At 67.3% G+C, this 16,474-nt stretch carries 16 protein-coding genes and 1 pseudogene; 8 read left to right on the top strand and 9 right to left on the bottom strand.

The features are described from left to right. The first annotated feature begins 140 nt into the window (after positions 1-140). Positions 141-470 (top strand): hypothetical protein, encoded by a 330-nt coding sequence (locus tag AB4Z37_RS31305; protein WP_441520579.1) that lies wholly within the window; start codon positions 141-143, stop codon positions 468-470. Between the two features lie 158 nt (positions 471-628). Here AB4Z37_RS31305 and AB4Z37_RS31310 read toward each other — a convergent pair whose 3' ends face one another. The 7 genes from AB4Z37_RS31310 to AB4Z37_RS31340 all read right to left on the bottom strand — a co-directional run bounded on the left by AB4Z37_RS31310 (position 629) and on the right by AB4Z37_RS31340 (position 6,772). Beyond that, positions 629-991 (bottom strand): DUF1304 domain-containing protein, encoded by a 363-nt coding sequence (locus tag AB4Z37_RS31310; RefSeq protein WP_441520580.1) that lies wholly within the window; start codon positions 989-991, stop codon positions 629-631. An 86-nt stretch (positions 992-1,077) separates the two neighbouring features. Next, positions 1,078-1,464 (bottom strand): DNA-directed RNA polymerase subunit N, encoded by a 387-nt coding sequence (locus AB4Z37_RS31315; protein WP_441520581.1) that lies wholly within the window; start codon positions 1,462-1,464, stop codon positions 1,078-1,080. A gap of 122 nt (positions 1,465-1,586) precedes the next feature. Continuing rightward, on the bottom strand, positions 1,587-2,657 hold the full coding sequence (locus AB4Z37_RS31320; protein WP_441520582.1) for an Ldh family oxidoreductase: 1,071 nt from the start codon (positions 2,655-2,657) through the stop codon (positions 1,587-1,589). Next, a complete protein-coding gene (locus AB4Z37_RS31325) occupies positions 2,654-3,991 on the bottom strand; it encodes an MFS transporter (protein WP_441520583.1) in 1,338 nt (445 codons plus the stop codon). Before AB4Z37_RS31325 ends, AB4Z37_RS31320 begins: the two co-directional genes overlap by 4 nt. 60 nt (positions 3,992-4,051) lie before the next feature. Continuing rightward, positions 4,052-5,026 (bottom strand): DUF6282 family protein, encoded by a 975-nt coding sequence (locus tag AB4Z37_RS31330; RefSeq protein ID WP_441520584.1) that lies wholly within the window; start codon positions 5,024-5,026, stop codon positions 4,052-4,054. A gap of 11 nt (positions 5,027-5,037) precedes the next feature. Continuing rightward, positions 5,038-5,961, bottom strand: coding sequence for a hypothetical protein (locus tag AB4Z37_RS31335; protein ID WP_441520585.1), 924 nt, complete (start codon positions 5,959-5,961; stop codon positions 5,038-5,040). Between the two features lie 19 nt (positions 5,962-5,980). Then, positions 5,981-6,772, bottom strand: coding sequence for an HpcH/HpaI aldolase family protein (locus AB4Z37_RS31340; RefSeq protein ID WP_441520586.1), 792 nt, complete (start codon positions 6,770-6,772; stop codon positions 5,981-5,983). 136 nt (positions 6,773-6,908) lie between these two features. On the opposite strand from AB4Z37_RS31340, the gene AB4Z37_RS31345 reads away from it, so the two are divergent. Then, the gene (locus tag AB4Z37_RS31345) at positions 6,909-7,691 is read left to right on the top strand and encodes a DNA-binding transcriptional regulator (protein ID WP_441520587.1); all 783 of its coding nucleotides are present in this window, start codon (positions 6,909-6,911) and stop codon (positions 7,689-7,691) included. A 362-nt stretch (positions 7,692-8,053) separates the two neighbouring features. On the opposite strand, the gene AB4Z37_RS31350 is transcribed toward AB4Z37_RS31345, so the two are convergent. Further along, positions 8,054-10,852 carry a [protein-PII] uridylyltransferase gene (locus AB4Z37_RS31350; RefSeq protein WP_441520588.1) on the bottom strand — a complete coding sequence of 933 codons (2,799 nt, stop codon included), beginning with the start codon at positions 10,850-10,852 and terminating at the stop codon, positions 8,054-8,056. A 256-nt stretch (positions 10,853-11,108) separates the two neighbouring features. Between AB4Z37_RS31350 and AB4Z37_RS31355 the strand changes: the two genes are divergently transcribed. The 6 genes from AB4Z37_RS31355 to AB4Z37_RS31380 all read left to right on the top strand — a co-directional run bounded on the left by AB4Z37_RS31355 (position 11,109) and on the right by AB4Z37_RS31380 (position 15,949). Continuing rightward, positions 11,109-12,092, top strand: a complete 984-nt coding sequence (locus AB4Z37_RS31355; RefSeq protein WP_441520589.1) for an aliphatic sulfonate ABC transporter substrate-binding protein — start codon at positions 11,109-11,111, stop codon at positions 12,090-12,092. 95 nt (positions 12,093-12,187) lie between these two features. After that, positions 12,188-13,042: an ABC transporter permease gene (locus tag AB4Z37_RS31360; RefSeq protein ID WP_441520590.1), complete on the top strand. Its 855-nt coding sequence runs from the start codon at positions 12,188-12,190 to the stop codon at positions 13,040-13,042. Between the two features lie 2 nt (positions 13,043-13,044). Further along, a complete protein-coding gene (locus tag AB4Z37_RS31365; protein WP_441520591.1) occupies positions 13,045-13,824 on the top strand; it encodes an ABC transporter ATP-binding protein in 780 nt (259 codons plus the stop codon). Positions 13,825-13,870: 46 nt separating this feature from the next. Continuing rightward, positions 13,871-14,383 (top strand): OsmC family protein, encoded by a 513-nt coding sequence (locus AB4Z37_RS31370; protein ID WP_441520592.1) that lies wholly within the window; start codon positions 13,871-13,873, stop codon positions 14,381-14,383. A gap of 349 nt (positions 14,384-14,732) precedes the next feature. Continuing rightward, positions 14,733-15,539 carry a hypothetical protein gene (locus AB4Z37_RS31375; RefSeq protein ID WP_441520593.1) on the top strand — a complete coding sequence of 269 codons (807 nt, stop codon included), beginning with the start codon at positions 14,733-14,735 and terminating at the stop codon, positions 15,537-15,539. A gap of 68 nt (positions 15,540-15,607) precedes the next feature. Continuing rightward, a complete protein-coding gene (locus AB4Z37_RS31380; RefSeq protein ID WP_441520594.1) occupies positions 15,608-15,949 on the top strand; it encodes a 5-carboxymethyl-2-hydroxymuconate Delta-isomerase in 342 nt (113 codons plus the stop codon). A 398-nt stretch (positions 15,950-16,347) separates the two neighbouring features. On the opposite strand, the pseudogene AB4Z37_RS31385 reads toward AB4Z37_RS31380, so the two are convergent. Next, positions 16,348-16,474 (bottom strand): annotated as a pseudogene (locus tag AB4Z37_RS31385) (IS481 family transposase); the annotation flags it as partial.

Raw genomic sequence — 16,474 nt, forward strand, 5'->3', positions numbered from 1 at the left:
GCTCGCACGCTATCGGCGGCGGTTTAAGGGGGCGTTACGCAAAGGTTAACGGCGCATTAGGGACCGACGGGGAACCCGGGGACGCTGCCATGGACGTGGTATCATCTTGAGAGGGGTGTTGCCCGCACATGAGGTTACGCGTGACCGATGCGATCTCGATGGACAACCTGATTGCGCGGTACTCGACGTGGGCTTCCATCAGTGGGGCGGTCCTGGCCGCTATCGGCATCGCAATATCGGTCTATGTGTACGCGAAGTTTCCCCACCCCGATCCAATCGAGTTCATATCAGATCGGTTCGGTGTTCATCGGATCAGAACCGAAAGCGCTTTTGGCTATCTTTCAGTCTTTCCGATATTTCAGGTTTGGCTCGTTGTAATGCCAGCCGCAGCCATGTCCTCGACCTATCGCAACTTCAGCAGGAAGCGAGGCGAGGAGCTCGGCAAGAAGGTGCAAGGTGCATTTCCTTAGGCGAAGCCTGCACCAGAAACGCCAGCGTTTCATGCTTCCCTTTTTGGGATCCTGATCACCCTACAGCTCCTCATGCTCGGCTGCACGATCTACCGTGCCGTCATGCTCTCGGCGCATTGGGTATGACGCCGCTGGCAACCTGCGTCGCCGGAAGCCTCTCAGGCGAGCCACACCAGGACGAGCGCGATCAGCGCCGGCAGCGCCTGCACGACAATGATCTTCGGTTTTGCCGAGTAGCCGCCATAGAGCCCGGCGACGATCACGCACAGCAGGAAGAACACCTTGATCTGGAAACCGACCGTCGCGACCGGGTGCAGCAGCCCCCAGATCAGGCCGGCAGCGAGGAAGCCGTTGTAGAGGCCCTGGTTGGCGGCGAGCACCGCCGTCTGTTGCGCAGCCTCGGGCGTGTTGCCGAAGGTCTTCAGGCCCTGCGGCCTGGTCCAGAGAAACATCTCCAGCACCAGAAAGTAGATGTGCAGCAAAGCGACGAGCGCAACGAGGATATTGGCGACGACGGACATGACGGTGCTCCCCCACAGGCACCATCAGCATACCCGGTTCCGCGCGGCGAGCCATCCCGCAGGTGGCGTGCGGTGAAATGAAACGGCTATTCGAAGCCCTGTACCGGCGGTGGCGAGGCGGCCCGCACCGGAGCTGGCGCGGCGGCGGACGGCGACGAGGGCATCGGCGGATTCTGTGCAACGCGGCTCGGCGCGGTCGCGGTCTTCGCTTGCGCGGCCTGCCGCGGAGCGGCGCGACGCTCCGATGCAGCCCGTTTGGGCCCGCGCGCGTCAGAACGCCGCATGCCCCACGACCGCGAGATCGATGGACCGGCGGTATAGCCGACCACGGCGCCGGCCACCGCACCGATCGGTCCCAGCACGACCGCTCCGGACAGCGCGCCGAGCGCGGCATCGCCGGCACGTTCCTGGGCAAGCGCGCCCGTTGCTGCGAACGGCAGCACGAGCGCTGCGGCAACAATGATTGTCTTCATATCGGGTCCCCGGAGCTGTTCGTGTGCGAACGAGCCCCGCGAATGCGGCGGCAGCAAGGTGCCGCTTGTTCCATTTTTGGGAACCGCGTCGTCGCGCGCGTGCATCGATGCTTGCGCTCTGGTCAGTCGTGCAGCCGCACCGCTGATCCGCAGGCGGCAGCCATTTTGTCGAGCGTGGCGGCGAGGGGAGCCGGGATATGGATGGTGTCGCTGCCGTTGCGGCTCGCCCAGCCGCGCTCGCCCGGCGTGCGCAGCGGACCCGTGGTCGCAGGCGCGGCGCGGATGCGGCTCAGCGCGTCGTCGGCCTCGATCCGGAAATCGCTGGTGGTGCGGAAGTGGGCAATGTCGATGGCGATGAAAAGCAGAGAGCACATGAACGGCTTCGTGAGATCGCCGTACAGCGGCGCGACGTCGTCGCCGCCGGGGCCCTCTGCCAGCAGGCTGCACATCAGGTCGATGGCAAGCGCCAGTCCGAACCCCTTGGCGCCGCCGGCCGGCAGCAGCATGCCTGCAATGGCCGCGGTCGGATCCGTGGTCGGACGGCCGTCCGTGTCGACGGCCCAGCCGTCGGGAAGGGCGCGGCCGGCCTTCTCGTAGGTGCGGATCTTGCCGAGCGCCGCTTTGCTGAGCGCCATGTCGAGCAGGAAATCCGGCCCCTCCGCCGTCGGCAGGCCGATGGCCAGCGGGTTGTTGCCGACCAGCTTGGTCAGTCCGCCGGGGGCGGGCATCATCGGCTTGGTGTTGCACATCGCAAGGCCGATGCAATCGTGGTCGCTCGCCTGCTGCGCGTAACGGCCCGCGGCGCCGAAGTGAAAGCTGTTGCGAACAGCGACCACGCCGACCCCGAACGTCTTGCTGCGGTCGATCGCCATCTGCATCGCCCGGCGGCCGGCGAGATGGCCGAACATGCCGCGGGCGTCGAGCACGGCGGTGGCGCCCCGGCTGTCGATCACCAGCGGCTCCTCCGCCGTCGAGACGCTGCCGAGCGCGAGGCGCCGCAGATACATCTCCGCCTGGGACAGGCCGTGGGACGGCAGGCCCGACCGGTCGGCATCGACGAGCGCCTCCGCCAGCTCCAGCGACGCGGCGGGCGGCAGCCCGGCGCGCGTGAACATATCTGCGACAAACCGCACGGCCCGTGCGACGCCGATGGCGATGGTGTCGGGCATGGTCGCCTGCAGGGTGCCGGTCACGACAGCGCCTGCGAGCGCTTGGTGTCCGGCGCGGCCGCGAGGCTGAAGGCCGGCGGCCGCGCGACGCGCCAGGTGGCGAGCATGATCAGCGCGCTCAGCGCCAGCACCGCGAGGCTTGCGGCCGGCACGGCCATCGCCGCCAGCGCGCTGCCCGACCAGTACGCCACCCACGGCATCAGGTTCTGGGCGGCGAAGCCGCCGAGACTGCCGATGGTGCTGATGGCGGCGATCGCGGCGGCGGCGTGGGCGCCCCTGAAGATCTGTGATGGCAGGTACCAGAAGCAGGGGAACAGCAGCGAGATGCAGGGCGTGCCGACCGCCAGCGCGACATAGCGCATCCAGTTCTGCTCCAGAAGTGTCGAGGTGAAGAACGCCGCCATGCCGCACAGCGCGATCAGCGCCATCCCGACCAGCACCGTGCGGTGCTCGCGCAGATGGCGCGGCAGCCAGATCAGCACAGCGGCGGCGACGGCCCAGGGCAGCGCGTTGAGCAGGCCGTTCTCCGTGCCAGTGGCGCCAAAGCCTTTCACCACGGTCGGCAGCCAGTAGATGATGCCATACAGCGCCAGCGTGATCATGGTGTAGACGAAGGCGAACCACCACACTCGCAGGTCGATCAGCACCCGCAGCGGGTGGCTCTGCATCGGCTCGCTGACGTCGTCGCGGCCGAGCTCCTGGGCCAGCCAGGTTTTTTCGTCGGACGAGAGGAAATTCGCTGTCTGCGGGCCATCCGGCAAATACTTCAGGATCAGGACGAACAGCAGCAGCGCCGGCGCGCCGGTGACGATGAACACCCACTGCCAGCCCGCAAAGCCGAGAAAGCCGTCGAGGTCGAGCAGCGTGCCGCCGAACAGCGACCCGAACATGTTGCCGAGCGGGCTGCCGATGGTCAGCAGCGCCACCGCTTGCACGCGGTAGCGCTTGGGAAACCACAGGGTCAGATAGAAGATGATGCCGGGATAGGCGCCGGCCTCCGCCACCCCCACCAGGAAGCGGACCGCTGCGAACAGCGAGCCGCTGAAGGTGAAGCCGAGCACGACCGTCAGCACGCCCCAGGTGATCAGGATGCGGGCGAACCACAGCCGCGCGCCGAACCGGTGCGCGGCCAGCGCGCTCGGCACCTCGAACAGCGAGTAGCCGATGAAGAACAGCGACGACGCCAGGCCGTAAGTGGTTTCCGGCAGGCCGAGGCTGTGGACCATCTGCAGCTTGGCGTAGCCGACATTCGAGCGGTCGATCACCGCCAGCAGCATCATGCCGACCAGAAGGGGCATGATGCGCCACATCACCCGGCGTACCAGGGCGTCGCCGCCGTCGCGCTCGACGAAGCTCATAGGGTCATCCTCCCGTTGCGCCGAGACCGTTCGCTGCGGTCTTCGGCTGGCCTTTTTTTATTAAGCTGCGGTTCTGGTAGCCGGCCGGCTCTCCGGCAGGCCGAGGAAGGCGGCGGCATTGTCGCTGATCAGCTTCTTGATGGCGGCGCGCGGCATCTGCAGGTCGAGCAGCATCTGGGTGATGCTGCGGAAACCGTCGACCGGGCGCTGCGAGCCGGTGAGGCCGAGGTCGGACGACAGGATGGTGTTGTCGACGCCGGCGACCTCGATCAGATGTGCGAGGTCGTCGGCGCTGTACTTCTTCGACTTGCCGTCGATGAACATGCAGATCGAATGCTCCATCACCACGCCGCGCCCGACCAGCTGGCGGATGTCGCTATCATTGCAGCCGACGATGTAGGTGGGATGATTGACCATCATCTTCCTGACGCCGCGCTTCGCCGCCTCGTCGAACAAGAGGTGCAGTTCGCTGGCATGCAGATGGCCGCCGGCGAGGATGATGTCGGCCTCCGCGATCAGGTCGATCACCTTCTTGGTGTCGTCGGTCAAGTGGCCGTTGGCGTCGAGCGCCGACAGCGGGGTGGGATCGAGCATCTTCTGCGCGGTCTTGGGGAAGGTCTTGGCCTGTCCACTCTTCTGCACCGCGATGTGGTTGGCCGCCGACAGGGTCGGCATCCAGACGATCTTGCCGCCGAGCTTGATGGCATGGTCCACCGCATGGGGGTTGATGCCGCCAGAGGCATTGTTGAGCGCGACGCCGGAGAACAGCCGCACATTGGTTTGCGGGAACAGCTTTTCCAGCAGGATGGCGTGCGCCATGCCGGGATAGAAGTGATCCTTGTAGAGCACGGCGCGGAAGCCTGCCGCGGCGGCGTCCAGCAGCTCCTCGTGATGATCGAGAATTCGCGGCATCGCCGCGGGCCCGCTGTGGCAATGCAGGTCGACAGCGCCGACCAGCAGCTCGGCGACCTCCGTGGGGCGCGACAGCGGCGGCAACGGCACGGTGTCGGGATACGTCGTCTGGGTCTCGGCCATGGTCGTGCCTCTCAGGTGCGGGTGGTTGCGGCGGCCGGCATCGGATAGTCGGCGGCGTTCAGCACCCATCCCGGCTTTTCAGAAAAATCGACGCGCGGCGGGCAGAAGATGTCGACCAGGAGATTGAGGCCGGGGTCGATCGCCTGCGAGGTGTGGATCGCCGGCGGCGGGATCACGGTGACCGACGGCGAGCCGCAGCGCTCGTGATCGTCCGGCCGCCACTGCCCCATGTCCGTGGTCCAGGGCCAGCGCAGGTGATGGATGAAGGTGCCGGCGAGCGCCAGCGAGCACTGCTCGAAATCGTCGTGATGGTGCGGCGACATCTTGGTGGTGTCGCGCGGGCCGTTCTTGGGGTCGAGGAAGTTCACCATGAAGGTCGAGCCGCGGAAGATGCGCCCGAACCGTCCCGGCGCTGGGGCGACCTCGAGGCTGTAGGTGCGCACTTTCGCGCCGCCGACCGGATCGGGCCACGCCGCGAACGGCGGCAGGTTGGGATGCGCGTTCGCATAGGAAGCTGCGTTCGAACACAGCCGCGCGAGATCGTCCGACTTCGACGTCATCATGCGCACCACCTTGGCGGGGCCGCGCAAGGTCACCGCGCTATCGCCGGCCGGCACGAAGCTGATGGAATGTCCGCTGACGGTGGTTGTCTGGCCATTCCATACGATCTCGGCGCCGGCGCCGGGATCGGGCAGCAGCACGACATATTCGTCGGGCTGATCGCGGCGCGCCAGCACCGCGCCGGTCTCAGTCTCGCTGTAGGCGATGACGAAGTTCTGGCCGCGGGCATGCCAGGTGCGCGCGCCGTTCGTCGCCTCGGTCGGCGGCATGTCATAGAATTTGGCATATTCGGCGCCGGCAAAGTGGGTCGGGTTAGGCTTGTGGCCGACCGGCGTGGCGGTCAGCGCGGCGCGGGGATCGGTGCTGTGATACATGGTCGAGGTCCTCGGCGGATCAGGCGTGAGTGAGCTTCTTGAAGTCGGTGAGGGTCTGCGCCGCGGCGCGGCGCATCTGGCCCTGGTCGGACGAGATGATGAAGGCGCTGGCGCCGAGCGCGGCGAAGTCGCCGGCTTCCGCGGCGCTGCCGACCATGACGCACACCGGCTTGCGGGCGCGCTGCGCCGCCGCGATGATGTGGACGACGGCCTGCTGCACCCGGGCGTCCGCGGATGACGGCGCGCCGAGCGCGACGGTGAGGTCGCCGCGGCCGATGAACAGCCCGTGGATGCCGTCGACGTCGGCGATGGCGTCGATATGGTCCAGCGCCTCCGGGTCCTCGATCATGGCGATGGCGCACACCGAGGCGTCCTGCTCGTCGACCAACTGCCACATCGGCGTCGCGCCATAGCCGCCGGCGCGCGGCGAGCCCGAGTAGCCGCGCCGGCCGCCGCGATAGCGCGCCGCCGCAGCCACGGCACGGGCTTTCTCGACGCTGGCGACATGCGGCACCAGCACGCCGGCCGCGCCGCAATCGAGGCAGGACAGGATTTTCGCCGGATCGTCCGACGACACCCGCACGATGCCGGCGAGGTTGCTGGCGCGGGCGGCGAGCAGCACCATGTCGGTGGCCATGCGATCGAACGGCGCATGCTCCTCGTCGATCACCACGAAATCATAGCCGAGGGCGCCGAAGATTTCGGTGGCATGGGTGGTCGGGGTCTTGATGAAACTGCCGACCACATGCTGGCCGTCGGTGAAGCGGCAGCGGAACGTGGAAAAATGCGGCCTGATGGGGTCGCCGGACAACAGAGCCTCCCGAAACATTGTGGCGGCGGGTTCACAAGGCGGCCGCCATCTTCTTTGTGAGCAGGGCGGACCATTGCAGCGGCGGGTCGTTTCGGCCATATCTAATCGCCATCGTTCCACCAGGTGGAATAGCGCCGTGCCCCTGAAATCCGACACCGTCGAAGCCGCCGCGCGCACGCTGCTGCTGCTCGAGGAACTCAATCGCCACCGCGTCGCGTCGATCGACATCCTGCACCGCGCCACCGGGCTGCCGAAGTCGACCGTGGTGCGGCTGATGAAATCGCTGTGCGCGCTGGGCTATGCCCTCAACGATCCGCGCCAGGGCGGCTATTCGGTCGCCTCGCGGGTCAAGTCGCTCAGCAACGGCTTTCACGGCGATCCGCTGGTGGTCGAGGCGGCGCGGCCATGGGCGCTCGCCTTCACCGAGCAGTACCAGTGGCCGCTGGCGATCGCGGTGCTCGACCGCACGGCGGTGATGGTGCGCTTCAGCACCATTCCCTACAGCCCGATCTCGCCGTTCCACGGCACCATCAACATGCATCTCAGCCTGCTGTGCCGGGCGCTCGGCCGCGCCTATCTCGCGTTCTGTCCGGTCGGCGAGCGCGCCATGCTGCTGGACATGCTGGCCCGGTCATCGGAGCCGGAAGATCGTCTCGCCGCCGATCGCAAGCGCGCGCTGGCGCTGCTCGCCGCCGTCCGCAAGCAGGGCTTTGCCGAGCGCGATCCGATGGTCGAGCCGCGCTCGTCGGGCACCATCGCGGTGCCGATCGTCAGCGGCGGCAAGGTGCTGGCGACGGTCGGGATGACCTACTTCGTCTCGGCGCTCGACCGCGCCGACCTCGTCAAACGCTACGTGCCACTGGTGAAGACGCTCGCGGCCAACATCGCCGGCAGCGTGGAGTCCCTGCGGCAGCCGTGAGGGGCTGGATATCATCCGATGCGCTCTACATTCTCAGCGTCACCGGCCTCTCTCCTCATCCTGAGGAGCCCGCGCAGCGGGCGTCTCGAAGGATGAGGCCCCAACGTAGACGGACACGGTCCGCAGTGCCTCGGCCTCATGGTTCGAGACGGCGCTGGCGCGCCTCCTCACCATGAGGGGGGCGGCACAGCGAAGGCGGGCGTTGCTCTAGTCAAACGAGCGCAAAACGCTTGCGAACAAGCTGGATCACCGGGTCACGACGCTTCGCGTCGGCCCGGTGATGACGCTGAAAACGTGGAAGTGCGGTGCGTCCCGAACAACAATCAAGGCCGTCAAACTCAAACCGGCACGGCCGCAATGCCCTACGCCGCCGGCTGTGCCGTGCCGTCGCCGTTGGCGAGCAGGTGGACCACCGCGCGTTTGATCGCGGCTTGCCGCGTCGGCGCGGTGATCTGGGCGCCGAGCAGGTCGGTGACATAGAACACGTCGCGGGCGCGCTCGCCGAAGGTCGCGACATGGGCCGAGGCGATGTTGAGGTTGAGCTTCGAGATCGCGGTGGTGAGCTGGTACAGCAGGCCCGGCCGGTCGAGGCCGGACACCTCGATCACGGTGTAGCGGTCGGACCACTGGTTGTTGATGGTCACCTCCGGCTCGACCGTGAACGGCCGCACCTTGGCGCGGCCGGAGCGGCGCGCCATCACCTCCGGCAGCCGCAGCTTGCCTTCCAGCACCTGCTCGATCATCTCGCCGATGCGGGTGGCGCGGCGGGCCTCGTCCTCGTCGCGGTCGTATTCGCGGGAGATTGCGATGGTGTCGAGCGCAAGCCCGTCGGTGGTGGTGTAGATCTGGGCGTCGACGATGTTGGCGCCGGCGGAGGCGCAGGCGCCGGCGATCACCGACAGCAGCCAGGGATGGTCGGGTGCCAGAATTGTCAGCTCGGTGACGCCGCGCGCCTCGTCGAAGCCGACATTGACCGCGAGCTTGTGGCCGCTCTTCTCGCTGGCGCGGACAAAGCGGGCATGGCGCATCTTGCGCTGCAGGTCGACCTTGAGCCAGTACGCCGGGTAGTGCCGCGCGATATAGGCGTTGACCTCGGTCTCCGGCCATTCGGTGAAGTGGGCGCGGAATTCGGCCTGGGCCGCGGCGATGCGCTGGGCGCGGTTGACCTCGGAGAAGCCGCCGGTCAGCACCGGCTCGGTCTCGTAGTACAGCGTGCGCAGCAGCTGCGCCTTCCAGCCGTTCCACACGCCCGGGCCGACGCCGCGGATGTCGGCGGTGGTCAGGATGGTCAGCAGCTTGAGATGCTCGAGCGACTGCACCACGGCGGCGAAGTTCTCGATGGTCTTGCGGTCGGACAGGTCGCGCGACTGCGCCACCGTCGACATCGTCAGGTGCTCCTCGATCAGCCAGGCGATCAGCTCGGTGTCGGCGGGATTGAAGCCGAGCCGCGGGCACAGCCGCCGCGCCACCTTGGCGCCGGCGATCGAGTGGTCCTCCGGACGGCCCTTGGCGATGTCGTGCAGGAACACGGCGACATAGAGCGCGGCGCGGTGCTCCGGCCGGATCTTGCGCATCAGGTCGCTGGTCAGCGCGAACTCGTCGTTGCCGCCGCGCTCGATGTCCTGGAGGATGCCGATGCAGCGGATCAGGTGCTCGTCGACCGTGTAGTGATGATACATGTTGAACTGCATCATCGACACGATCTTGCCGAATGCGCGGATGAAATGCCCGAGCACGCCGGTCTCGTTCATCCGCCGCAGCACGATTTCGGCGTCGTTCGAGGTCAGGATCTCGACGAACAGCTTGTTGGCCTCGGCGCTCTCGCGCATCTTCTCGTTGATGAGATTGAGCGAGCGCGTGGCCGCGCGCATGGCGTCCGGATGGAACGCGAGGTTGTTCTTCTGGGCGAGGCGGAAGATCCGGATCAGGTTGACCGGATCGCGCTTGAACACGTCGGGCGCGACCAGGTTGATGCGGTTGTTGTCGACCACGAAGTCCGGGTTCTCGCGCAGCCGGTGGCGCCGCGCCCCCGGCCGCAGCCGCGCCATCACCCGGCTCAGCACCGGCGCCGGCTTGGCCTGCTGGTCCTCGAGCTTGGCGCAGAGGATCGCGGTGAGGTTGCCGACTTCCTTGGCGACCAGGAAGTAGTGCTTCATGAAGCGCTCGACGTCCTGCATCCCCGGATGGGAGGTGTAGCCGAGCCGCTGGGCGATCTCGCGCTGCATGTCGAACGACAGCCGCTCCTCGGGCCGCCCGGTGTAGAAATGGATGTTGCAGCGGACCGACCACAGGAAGTCCTCGCAGCGGCGGAACGTGCGATATTCCTGGGCATCGAACACGCCGCGCTCGACCAGCTCGTCGGTGTCGCGCACGCGGTAGACGTACTTGGCCATCCAGAACAGGGTGTGCAGGTCGCGCAGGCCGCCCTTGCCGTCCTTGACGTTGGGCTCGACCAGATAGCGCGACTGGCCGCCGCGCCGGTGGCGCTCCTCGCGCTCGGCGAGCTTGGCGGCGACGAACTCGGCGGCGGTGCCCTGCACCACGTTCTTGTCGAAGCGGGTGACCAGCTCGTCATAGAGGGCGTGGTCGCCGGTGACGAAGCGGGTCTCCAGGATCGCGGTGCGGATGGTCATGTCCGCGCGCGACTGGCGGATGGTCTCGTCGATCGAGCGCGTGGCGTGGCCGACCTTCAGGCCCATGTCCCACAGGCAGTAGAGAATGGCCTCGGCGACCTGCTCGCCCCAGGCGGTCTGCTTGTAGGGCAGCAGGAACAACAGATCGATGTCGGACTGCGGCGCCAGCAGGCCGCGGCCATAGCCACCGGTGGCGACCACCGACATGCGCTCGGCCTCCGACGGCGTTGGGATCTTGTAGAGGTAGCGCGTCGCCGTGTTGAACAGCAGGCGGATGACCTCGTCCTGGATGGCGCAGAGCTGCTCGGCGCAGCGGCGGCCATGGCGATCTCTCAGCAGCTGCGCCTGGATGGCCTCGCGGGCGGTGGCGGTCTCGGCCTTGAGCAGCTGGGCGAGGGCGGCGCGAAAGGCATCGTCGCGGCCGGCATGGGTCTCGGCCAGCGCGGCGATCTGGGTCTCGATCCGCGCGGTGTCGAACAGGAGCTCGGGCTGCTTTTGGGCTTCGATCAAGGCGCTGTCGCTGTCCATGGGTCCTCGGGATAACGGACAAGCCGCACAGTGTCACCAGCGATTCTGAAGCAAAGATAAAGCTGTTCTCGCGTCACGGGCGCGAGGAGAAACTTTGTGCTGCGGGACGGCCGAAGGGAGTGCGGATTTTCTGGTTGACGCGTTCGTATAAGCATTTGAAATTAAAGGATGAATTTTAGTTTCGCAACCGGCGGGTGGGGACCTCGCCGCCCATTGCGGCCTCTCCTTCCCGATCTGTCCCTCAACGGAGCCGATGATGACCTTCCTTTCCCGGCGCGCCTTCGCTGCCTTTGCTGCCTCGGCCGTGCTGGCCGCGGCTGCCCCGGCGGTGGCGTTCGCCACTGAGGCGCCGAAGCAGATCACGCTCGACTGGGCGACCTACAATCCGGTCTCCATCGTGCTCAAGGAGCAGGGCCTCCTCGAGAAGGAGTTCGCCAAGGACGGCATCAAGATCGTCTGGGTGCAGTCGGCCGGCTCCAACAAGGCGCTCGAGTTTCTCAATGCCGGCTCGATCGATTTCGGCTCGACCGCCGGCTCGGCGGCGCTCGTTGCCCGCATCAACGGCAATCCGATCAAGTCGATCTATGTCTATTCGCGCCCGGAATGGACGGCGCTGGTCACCACCAAGGATTCCAGGATCGGCAAGGTCGAGGACCTCAAGGGCAAGCGCGTCGCGGTGACCCGCGGCACCGATCCCCATATCTTCCTGGTGCGGGCGCTGCAGGGCGCCGGCCTCACCGAGAAGGACATCACCCCGGTGCTGCTGCAGCATGCCGACGGCAAGACCGCGCTGATCCGCGGCGATGTCGACGCCTGGGCCGGGCTCGACCCGATGATGGCGCAGGCCGAGGTCGAGGACGGCGCCAAACTGTTCTTCCGTAAGCCCGAGGCCAACACCTGGGGCATCCTCAATGTCCGCGAGCAGTTCTTGAAGGACCATCCGGACCTCGTGCGCCGTGTGCTCGCGGCCTATGAGGAGGCGCGCAAGTACTCGCTCACCCATTATGATGACCTCAAGCGCTCGTTCATCGGCGTCACCAAGCTGTCGGACGTGGTGGTGGACAAGCAGCTCAAGGAGCGCACCGAGCTGACCCACAGCCGCATCGGCGCGCCGCAGCGCGACTCGATCCTGGCCGCGGGCCTCGCGCTGCAGCAGGCCGGCGTCATCGACGCCAAGGTCGACGTCAAGGGCACGGTGGATGCGCTGATCGACGACCAGGTGCCGCTGCCGACCAACTGAGTTCTGTCTGGGTGGCACGCGGCCCGCGCCTCGCGGGCCGCGTTTGCTTTTTTGAGCGCTTGCTTTCTCCGCCGGGACGCGATTTGGCTAGGATGATGACGATCGATACCCCTTCCTTGCCGGTGCCGTCGCAAGCCGCCGAAGCCGCGGCGCCCGCACCGCCGTCGCGCTGGCGGCGCCTTGTCGGCCCCGCGCTCGGCCTTGTCGTGCCGCTCGGCGTCGCGCTCGCCTGGGAGCTCGTGGTGGCCGCCGGCTGGTCGAACGGCCGTCTCGTGCCGCCGCCGAGCCGCGTGCTGGTCACTCTCGTCGAGCTCGCGCGCAGCGGCGAGCTGACACGCCATGTGGCGGCGACGCTGTGGCGGGTCGTTGCGGGCTTTGCGCTCGGCGTCGTCGCCGGCACGCTGCTCGGCGCGGTCGCCGGCTACTGGTCGCTGGCGCGGCGGCTGCTCGATCCGACGCTGCAGGCGTTGCGCGCCATTCCGTCGATCGCCTGGGTGCCGCTGTTCATCCTCTGGCTCGGCATCTTCGAGCCGTCGAAGATCGCGCTGATCGCGGTCGGCGTGTTCTTCCCGATCTATCTCGGCGTCACCGGCGCCATCCTGTCGGTCGACCGCAAGATCGTCGAGGTCGGACGCATCTACCGCCTGTCAGGCTTCGCCATGATCCGTCGCATCCTGCTGCCCGCGGTGCTGCCGGCCTATGTGGTGTCGCTGCGCGCCGGCCTCGGGCTCGGCTGGATGTTCGTGGTCGCCGCGGAGTTCATGGGCGCCTCGGAGGGCCTCGGCTTCCTGCTCACCGACGGCCAGCAGCTCGGCAAGCCGGCGCAGATCATGGCCGCCATCATGGTGTTCGCCGTGCTCGGCAAGCTCACCGACTGGGTGGTCGAGCTGATCACCGCGCCGCTGCTGCGCTGGCAGGATTCGTTCGGCGCCCGCGCGGGCGGGAGGTAACGATGCTGACCCTCGACCGTGTCGGCAAGGTCTATCCCAACGGCGTGCAGGCGCTCGAGGGCTTCTCGGCGCAGATCGGGCTCGGCGAGATCGTCGCCATCATCGGCGGCTCGGGCTGCGGCAAGTCGACGCTGCTGCGCGCGATCTGCGGGCTCGATCCAGCCTCGACCGGCCGCATCGCCCTCGACGGCGCGGTGGTGACGGCGCCGCACGACAAGATCGGCATCATCTTCCAGGAGCCGCGGCTGCTGCCGTGGCTCAGCGTCGCCGACAATGTCGGCTTCGGTCTTGCGCACGAGCCGGCGGCGCAGCGCCGCGACAAGGTCGCACGGGCGCTCGATCGCGTCGGTCTTGCCGACAAGGCCAGGGCGTGGCCGCGCGAACTGTCGGGCGGCCAGGCGCAGCGGGTGGCGATCGCCCGCGCGCTGGCACCGCGCCCCGAGGTGCTGCTGCTCGACGAGCCGTTCTCGGCGCTCGATGCCTTCACCCGCGCCGACCTGCAGGATCACCTGCTGGCGCTGTGGGGCGATTTCCGGCCGACCCTCGTGCTCGTCACCCACGATGTCGACGAGGCGGTGGTGCTGGCCGACCGCATCATGGTGATGCGCCCGCGCCCCGGCCGGCTGTTCGAGGAGATCAGGGTCGAGCTGTCGCGGCCGCGCGACCGCGCGTCGGACGCCTTCGAGGTGGTCAAGCGCCAGGTGATGAGTGCGCTCGACCGCTCGCTCGATCGCGGTCGCCGCCCGGTCGACGGTTGGTTGACGGCGGGCGAGGGCATATAGTCGCGCCCCGACACGCCCCCTGCGAACCGAGCTGGAGACCGACCTCATGGATTCGACCGAACTGCGCGCCATGCAGGCGCCGATCAAGGACCGCTACCGCGCCGATCCCAAGGCCGCCTTCATCACCCTGCGTGCGAAGGGATCGCTGGAGAGCGAAGGCATCGCCTGCAAGGTCGAGACCGGGCGCGCCGCGGCGGCGATCGCCGGCCTGCATCCGGCGACCGGCGGCTCCGGCCTCGAACTGTGCTCCGGCGACATGCTGCTGGAGGCGCTGGTCGCCTGCGCCGGCGTCACGCTGAAGTCGGTGGCCACCGCGATCGACGTGCCCTTGAAGTCCGGCGAGGTCAGCGCCGAGGGCGACCTCGACTTCCGCGGCACCCTCGGCGTCGACAAGGAAGCGCCGGTCGGCTTCGCCGCCATCCGCCTGAAATTCGACGTCGACACCGACGCGCCGCAGGACAAGCTCGACCAGCTGCTCAAGCTCACCGAGCGTTATTGCGTGGTCTACCAGACCATCAAGCACGGCCCGCCGGTAACGGTCTCGCTCGCGCGGGTCTAGGGATGGGTGGGTCTAGGTTGAACCACGCTCCGTCATCCTACGAATCTGACCAAAAAGAAGCCCATGAAACAGGGCGGTTGTTGTTGAACTCGTCATGGCCGGGCTTGTCCCGGCCATCCACGTCTTTCTTGCAGATCGGCTGTTAAGACGTGGATACCCGGCAGACCTTAGCCCTGGCGATCCGTCGAAGACGGATCACGCTGGCCGGGCATGACGGAGAAAAGCCGACAATCTGCGTGCTTCAACAGAGGCTTGGAAAAGCGGGCTGTATTCTAGGTCTGGCTCGGAGGTGCGAGCGTTCGAGCCACCCGATCTGCTCCGCGGTCAGGTAGAAAGTCTCCTCCAACAAATGTCTCCCGAATTCGCTTTCGCTCTGCAACTCGTGCTGCGCATGGCCATCGCCGCGGCCTTCGTGGTCAGCGCCTCGGTCATCACCGAGCGTGCCGGCCCGGTGATCGGCGCACTGGTGGCGACGCTGCCGATCTCGGCGGGCCCATCTTATGTGTTTCTGGCGCTCGACCACGATGCGGCGTTCATCTCCGCCAGCGCGCTGGCGAGCCTGCCGGTCAACGCCGCGACGATCATGCTGGGACTGACCTATGTGCTGCTGGCGCAGCGCCACAGCATGGTCGTCAGCTTCGCAGGCGGCGTCGCCGTGTGGCTGGTGCTGGCGGCGCTGATCCGCACGACGACCTGGTCGCTCGCCGGCGGCCTTGCGGTGAACGCGGTGGCGTTCGCGATCTGTCTGCCGCTGCTCAGCCGCTATCGCCATGCGCGGATGCCGCCGGTGACGCGGCGGTGGTACGACATCCCGCTGCGCGCGGCGCTGGTGGCGACACTGGTCGCGCTGGTGGTCGGCACGTCGGGGTGGGTCGGCCCGCAGGTCACCGGCGTGATCGCGCTGTTCCCGATGGTGTTCTCCAGCATGATGCTGATCCTGCATCCGCGTCTCGGCGGCCCGGCCACCGCCGCGGTGATCGCCAATAGCGGCTGGGGGCTGCTCGGCTTTGGCATCTCCATCGCCGTGCTCCATGTCGCCGCGCGGCCGCTCGGCTCCGCTGCGGCGCTCAGCCTCGCGCTCGCGACCTGCATGTGCTGGAATCTCGGGCTGTGGGGGCTCAGCCGCCGAAGCAAGGCGCGCCGGTCGCCGGCTTGACTTCGGTTCAACAGCGCTCGAAAGAAGCAAACGCGCGCCGCCTCCCGGCGCGAAACGGAGGTGGTCCCTTGCCCCACATCGTCTGCCACTATTCGGTGCCCCAGGACATGCCTCCGGTGCGCGACATCCTGCTGGCGCTGCACCACGCCGCGGCGGCGACCGGCGTGGTCAAGGCGGAGGACCTCAAGATCCGCGCGCTGCCGTTCAGTGACTACCTGGTCGCGGGTGAACAGCACTCGTTCTTCCATGTCAGCCTGTACATGCTGGCTGGTCGCACCGCGGAGCAGAAGGCGCGCCTCAGCGTTGATCTGCGAAAAGCCCTGAGCGACCTCCTGCCGGCGACCCACAGCATCAGCATCGATGTCAGGGATATGGATCCCGACGCCTACAAGAAGCGCCTGCTGGACTAGGGTCCAAACTCAATTCGTCCGATCGCATCCTCTCTCCTTATGGTGAGGAGCGCGGCACCGCCGCGCGTCTCGAACCATGAGGCCACGGCGCAGTCGCGTTGCAGCGGTTCGCAGCGGTCGTGTGTCCTTCTGCGTCATCGCCGGGCCGGCGCGCCAGCGCCGTGACCCGATGATCCATCTTGGATGCTCAGAATGCGAGAGAAGCTGGATGCGCGGGTCAAGCCCGCGCATGACCGGTGGTGGGTGTCGAGGCGTTTCGTCACATCCAACACGCGCCGCGCGCGGTCATGTGCCGAGGCAATACCTTGCGTTCAGCGTCGCGGCCGGGCTTGTCCCGCGGCTGTCCGTTTAACTTTCGGCGCTGGCCACACCCCATGCGTCATTGCCGGGCTTGATGTTCAGTCCGGGGACATGGCCGACACCCGTTCGGAGACATCACCGACACTTTTTGAGCCCGTCAAGTCGATGGTGGCGACCTGATGGGCAGCGAAGAACACGCCGTATTGCCCGTCAGCCGCGATCGGC

It is taken from the genome of Bradyrhizobium sp. 2TAF24, from assembly GCF_052115025.1.
Taxonomy (GTDB): Bacteria; Pseudomonadota; Alphaproteobacteria; order Rhizobiales; family Xanthobacteraceae; genus Bradyrhizobium_A.

What these genes read in the sequence shown, in the direction of transcription:
- AB4Z37_RS31315 (WP_441520581.1), bottom strand. Translation starts at nt 1,464, where the DNA reads ATGAAGACAATCATTGTTGCCGCAGCGCTCGTGCTGCCGTTCGCAGCA.
- AB4Z37_RS31330 (WP_441520584.1), bottom strand. Translation starts at nt 5,026, where the DNA reads ATGGCCGAGACCCAGACGACGTATCCCGACACCGTGCCGTTGCCGCCG.
- AB4Z37_RS31360 (WP_441520590.1), top strand. Translation starts at nt 12,188, where the DNA reads ATGACGATCGATACCCCTTCCTTGCCGGTGCCGTCGCAAGCCGCCGAA.
- AB4Z37_RS31370 (WP_441520592.1), top strand. Translation starts at nt 13,871, where the DNA reads ATGGATTCGACCGAACTGCGCGCCATGCAGGCGCCGATCAAGGACCGC.
- AB4Z37_RS31310 (WP_441520580.1), bottom strand. Translation starts at nt 991, where the DNA reads ATGTCCGTCGTCGCCAATATCCTCGTTGCGCTCGTCGCTTTGCTGCAC.
- AB4Z37_RS31350 (WP_441520588.1), bottom strand. Translation starts at nt 10,852, where the DNA reads ATGGACAGCGACAGCGCCTTGATCGAAGCCCAAAAGCAGCCCGAGCTC.
- AB4Z37_RS31335 (WP_441520585.1), bottom strand. Translation starts at nt 5,961, where the DNA reads ATGTATCACAGCACCGATCCCCGCGCCGCGCTGACCGCCACGCCGGTC.
- AB4Z37_RS31365 (WP_441520591.1), top strand. Translation starts at nt 13,045, where the DNA reads ATGCTGACCCTCGACCGTGTCGGCAAGGTCTATCCCAACGGCGTGCAG.
- AB4Z37_RS31325 (WP_441520583.1), bottom strand. Translation starts at nt 3,991, where the DNA reads ATGAGCTTCGTCGAGCGCGACGGCGGCGACGCCCTGGTACGCCGGGTG.
- AB4Z37_RS31355 (WP_441520589.1), top strand. Translation starts at nt 11,109, where the DNA reads ATGACCTTCCTTTCCCGGCGCGCCTTCGCTGCCTTTGCTGCCTCGGCC.
- AB4Z37_RS31375 (WP_441520593.1), top strand. Translation starts at nt 14,733, where the DNA reads ATGTCTCCCGAATTCGCTTTCGCTCTGCAACTCGTGCTGCGCATGGCC.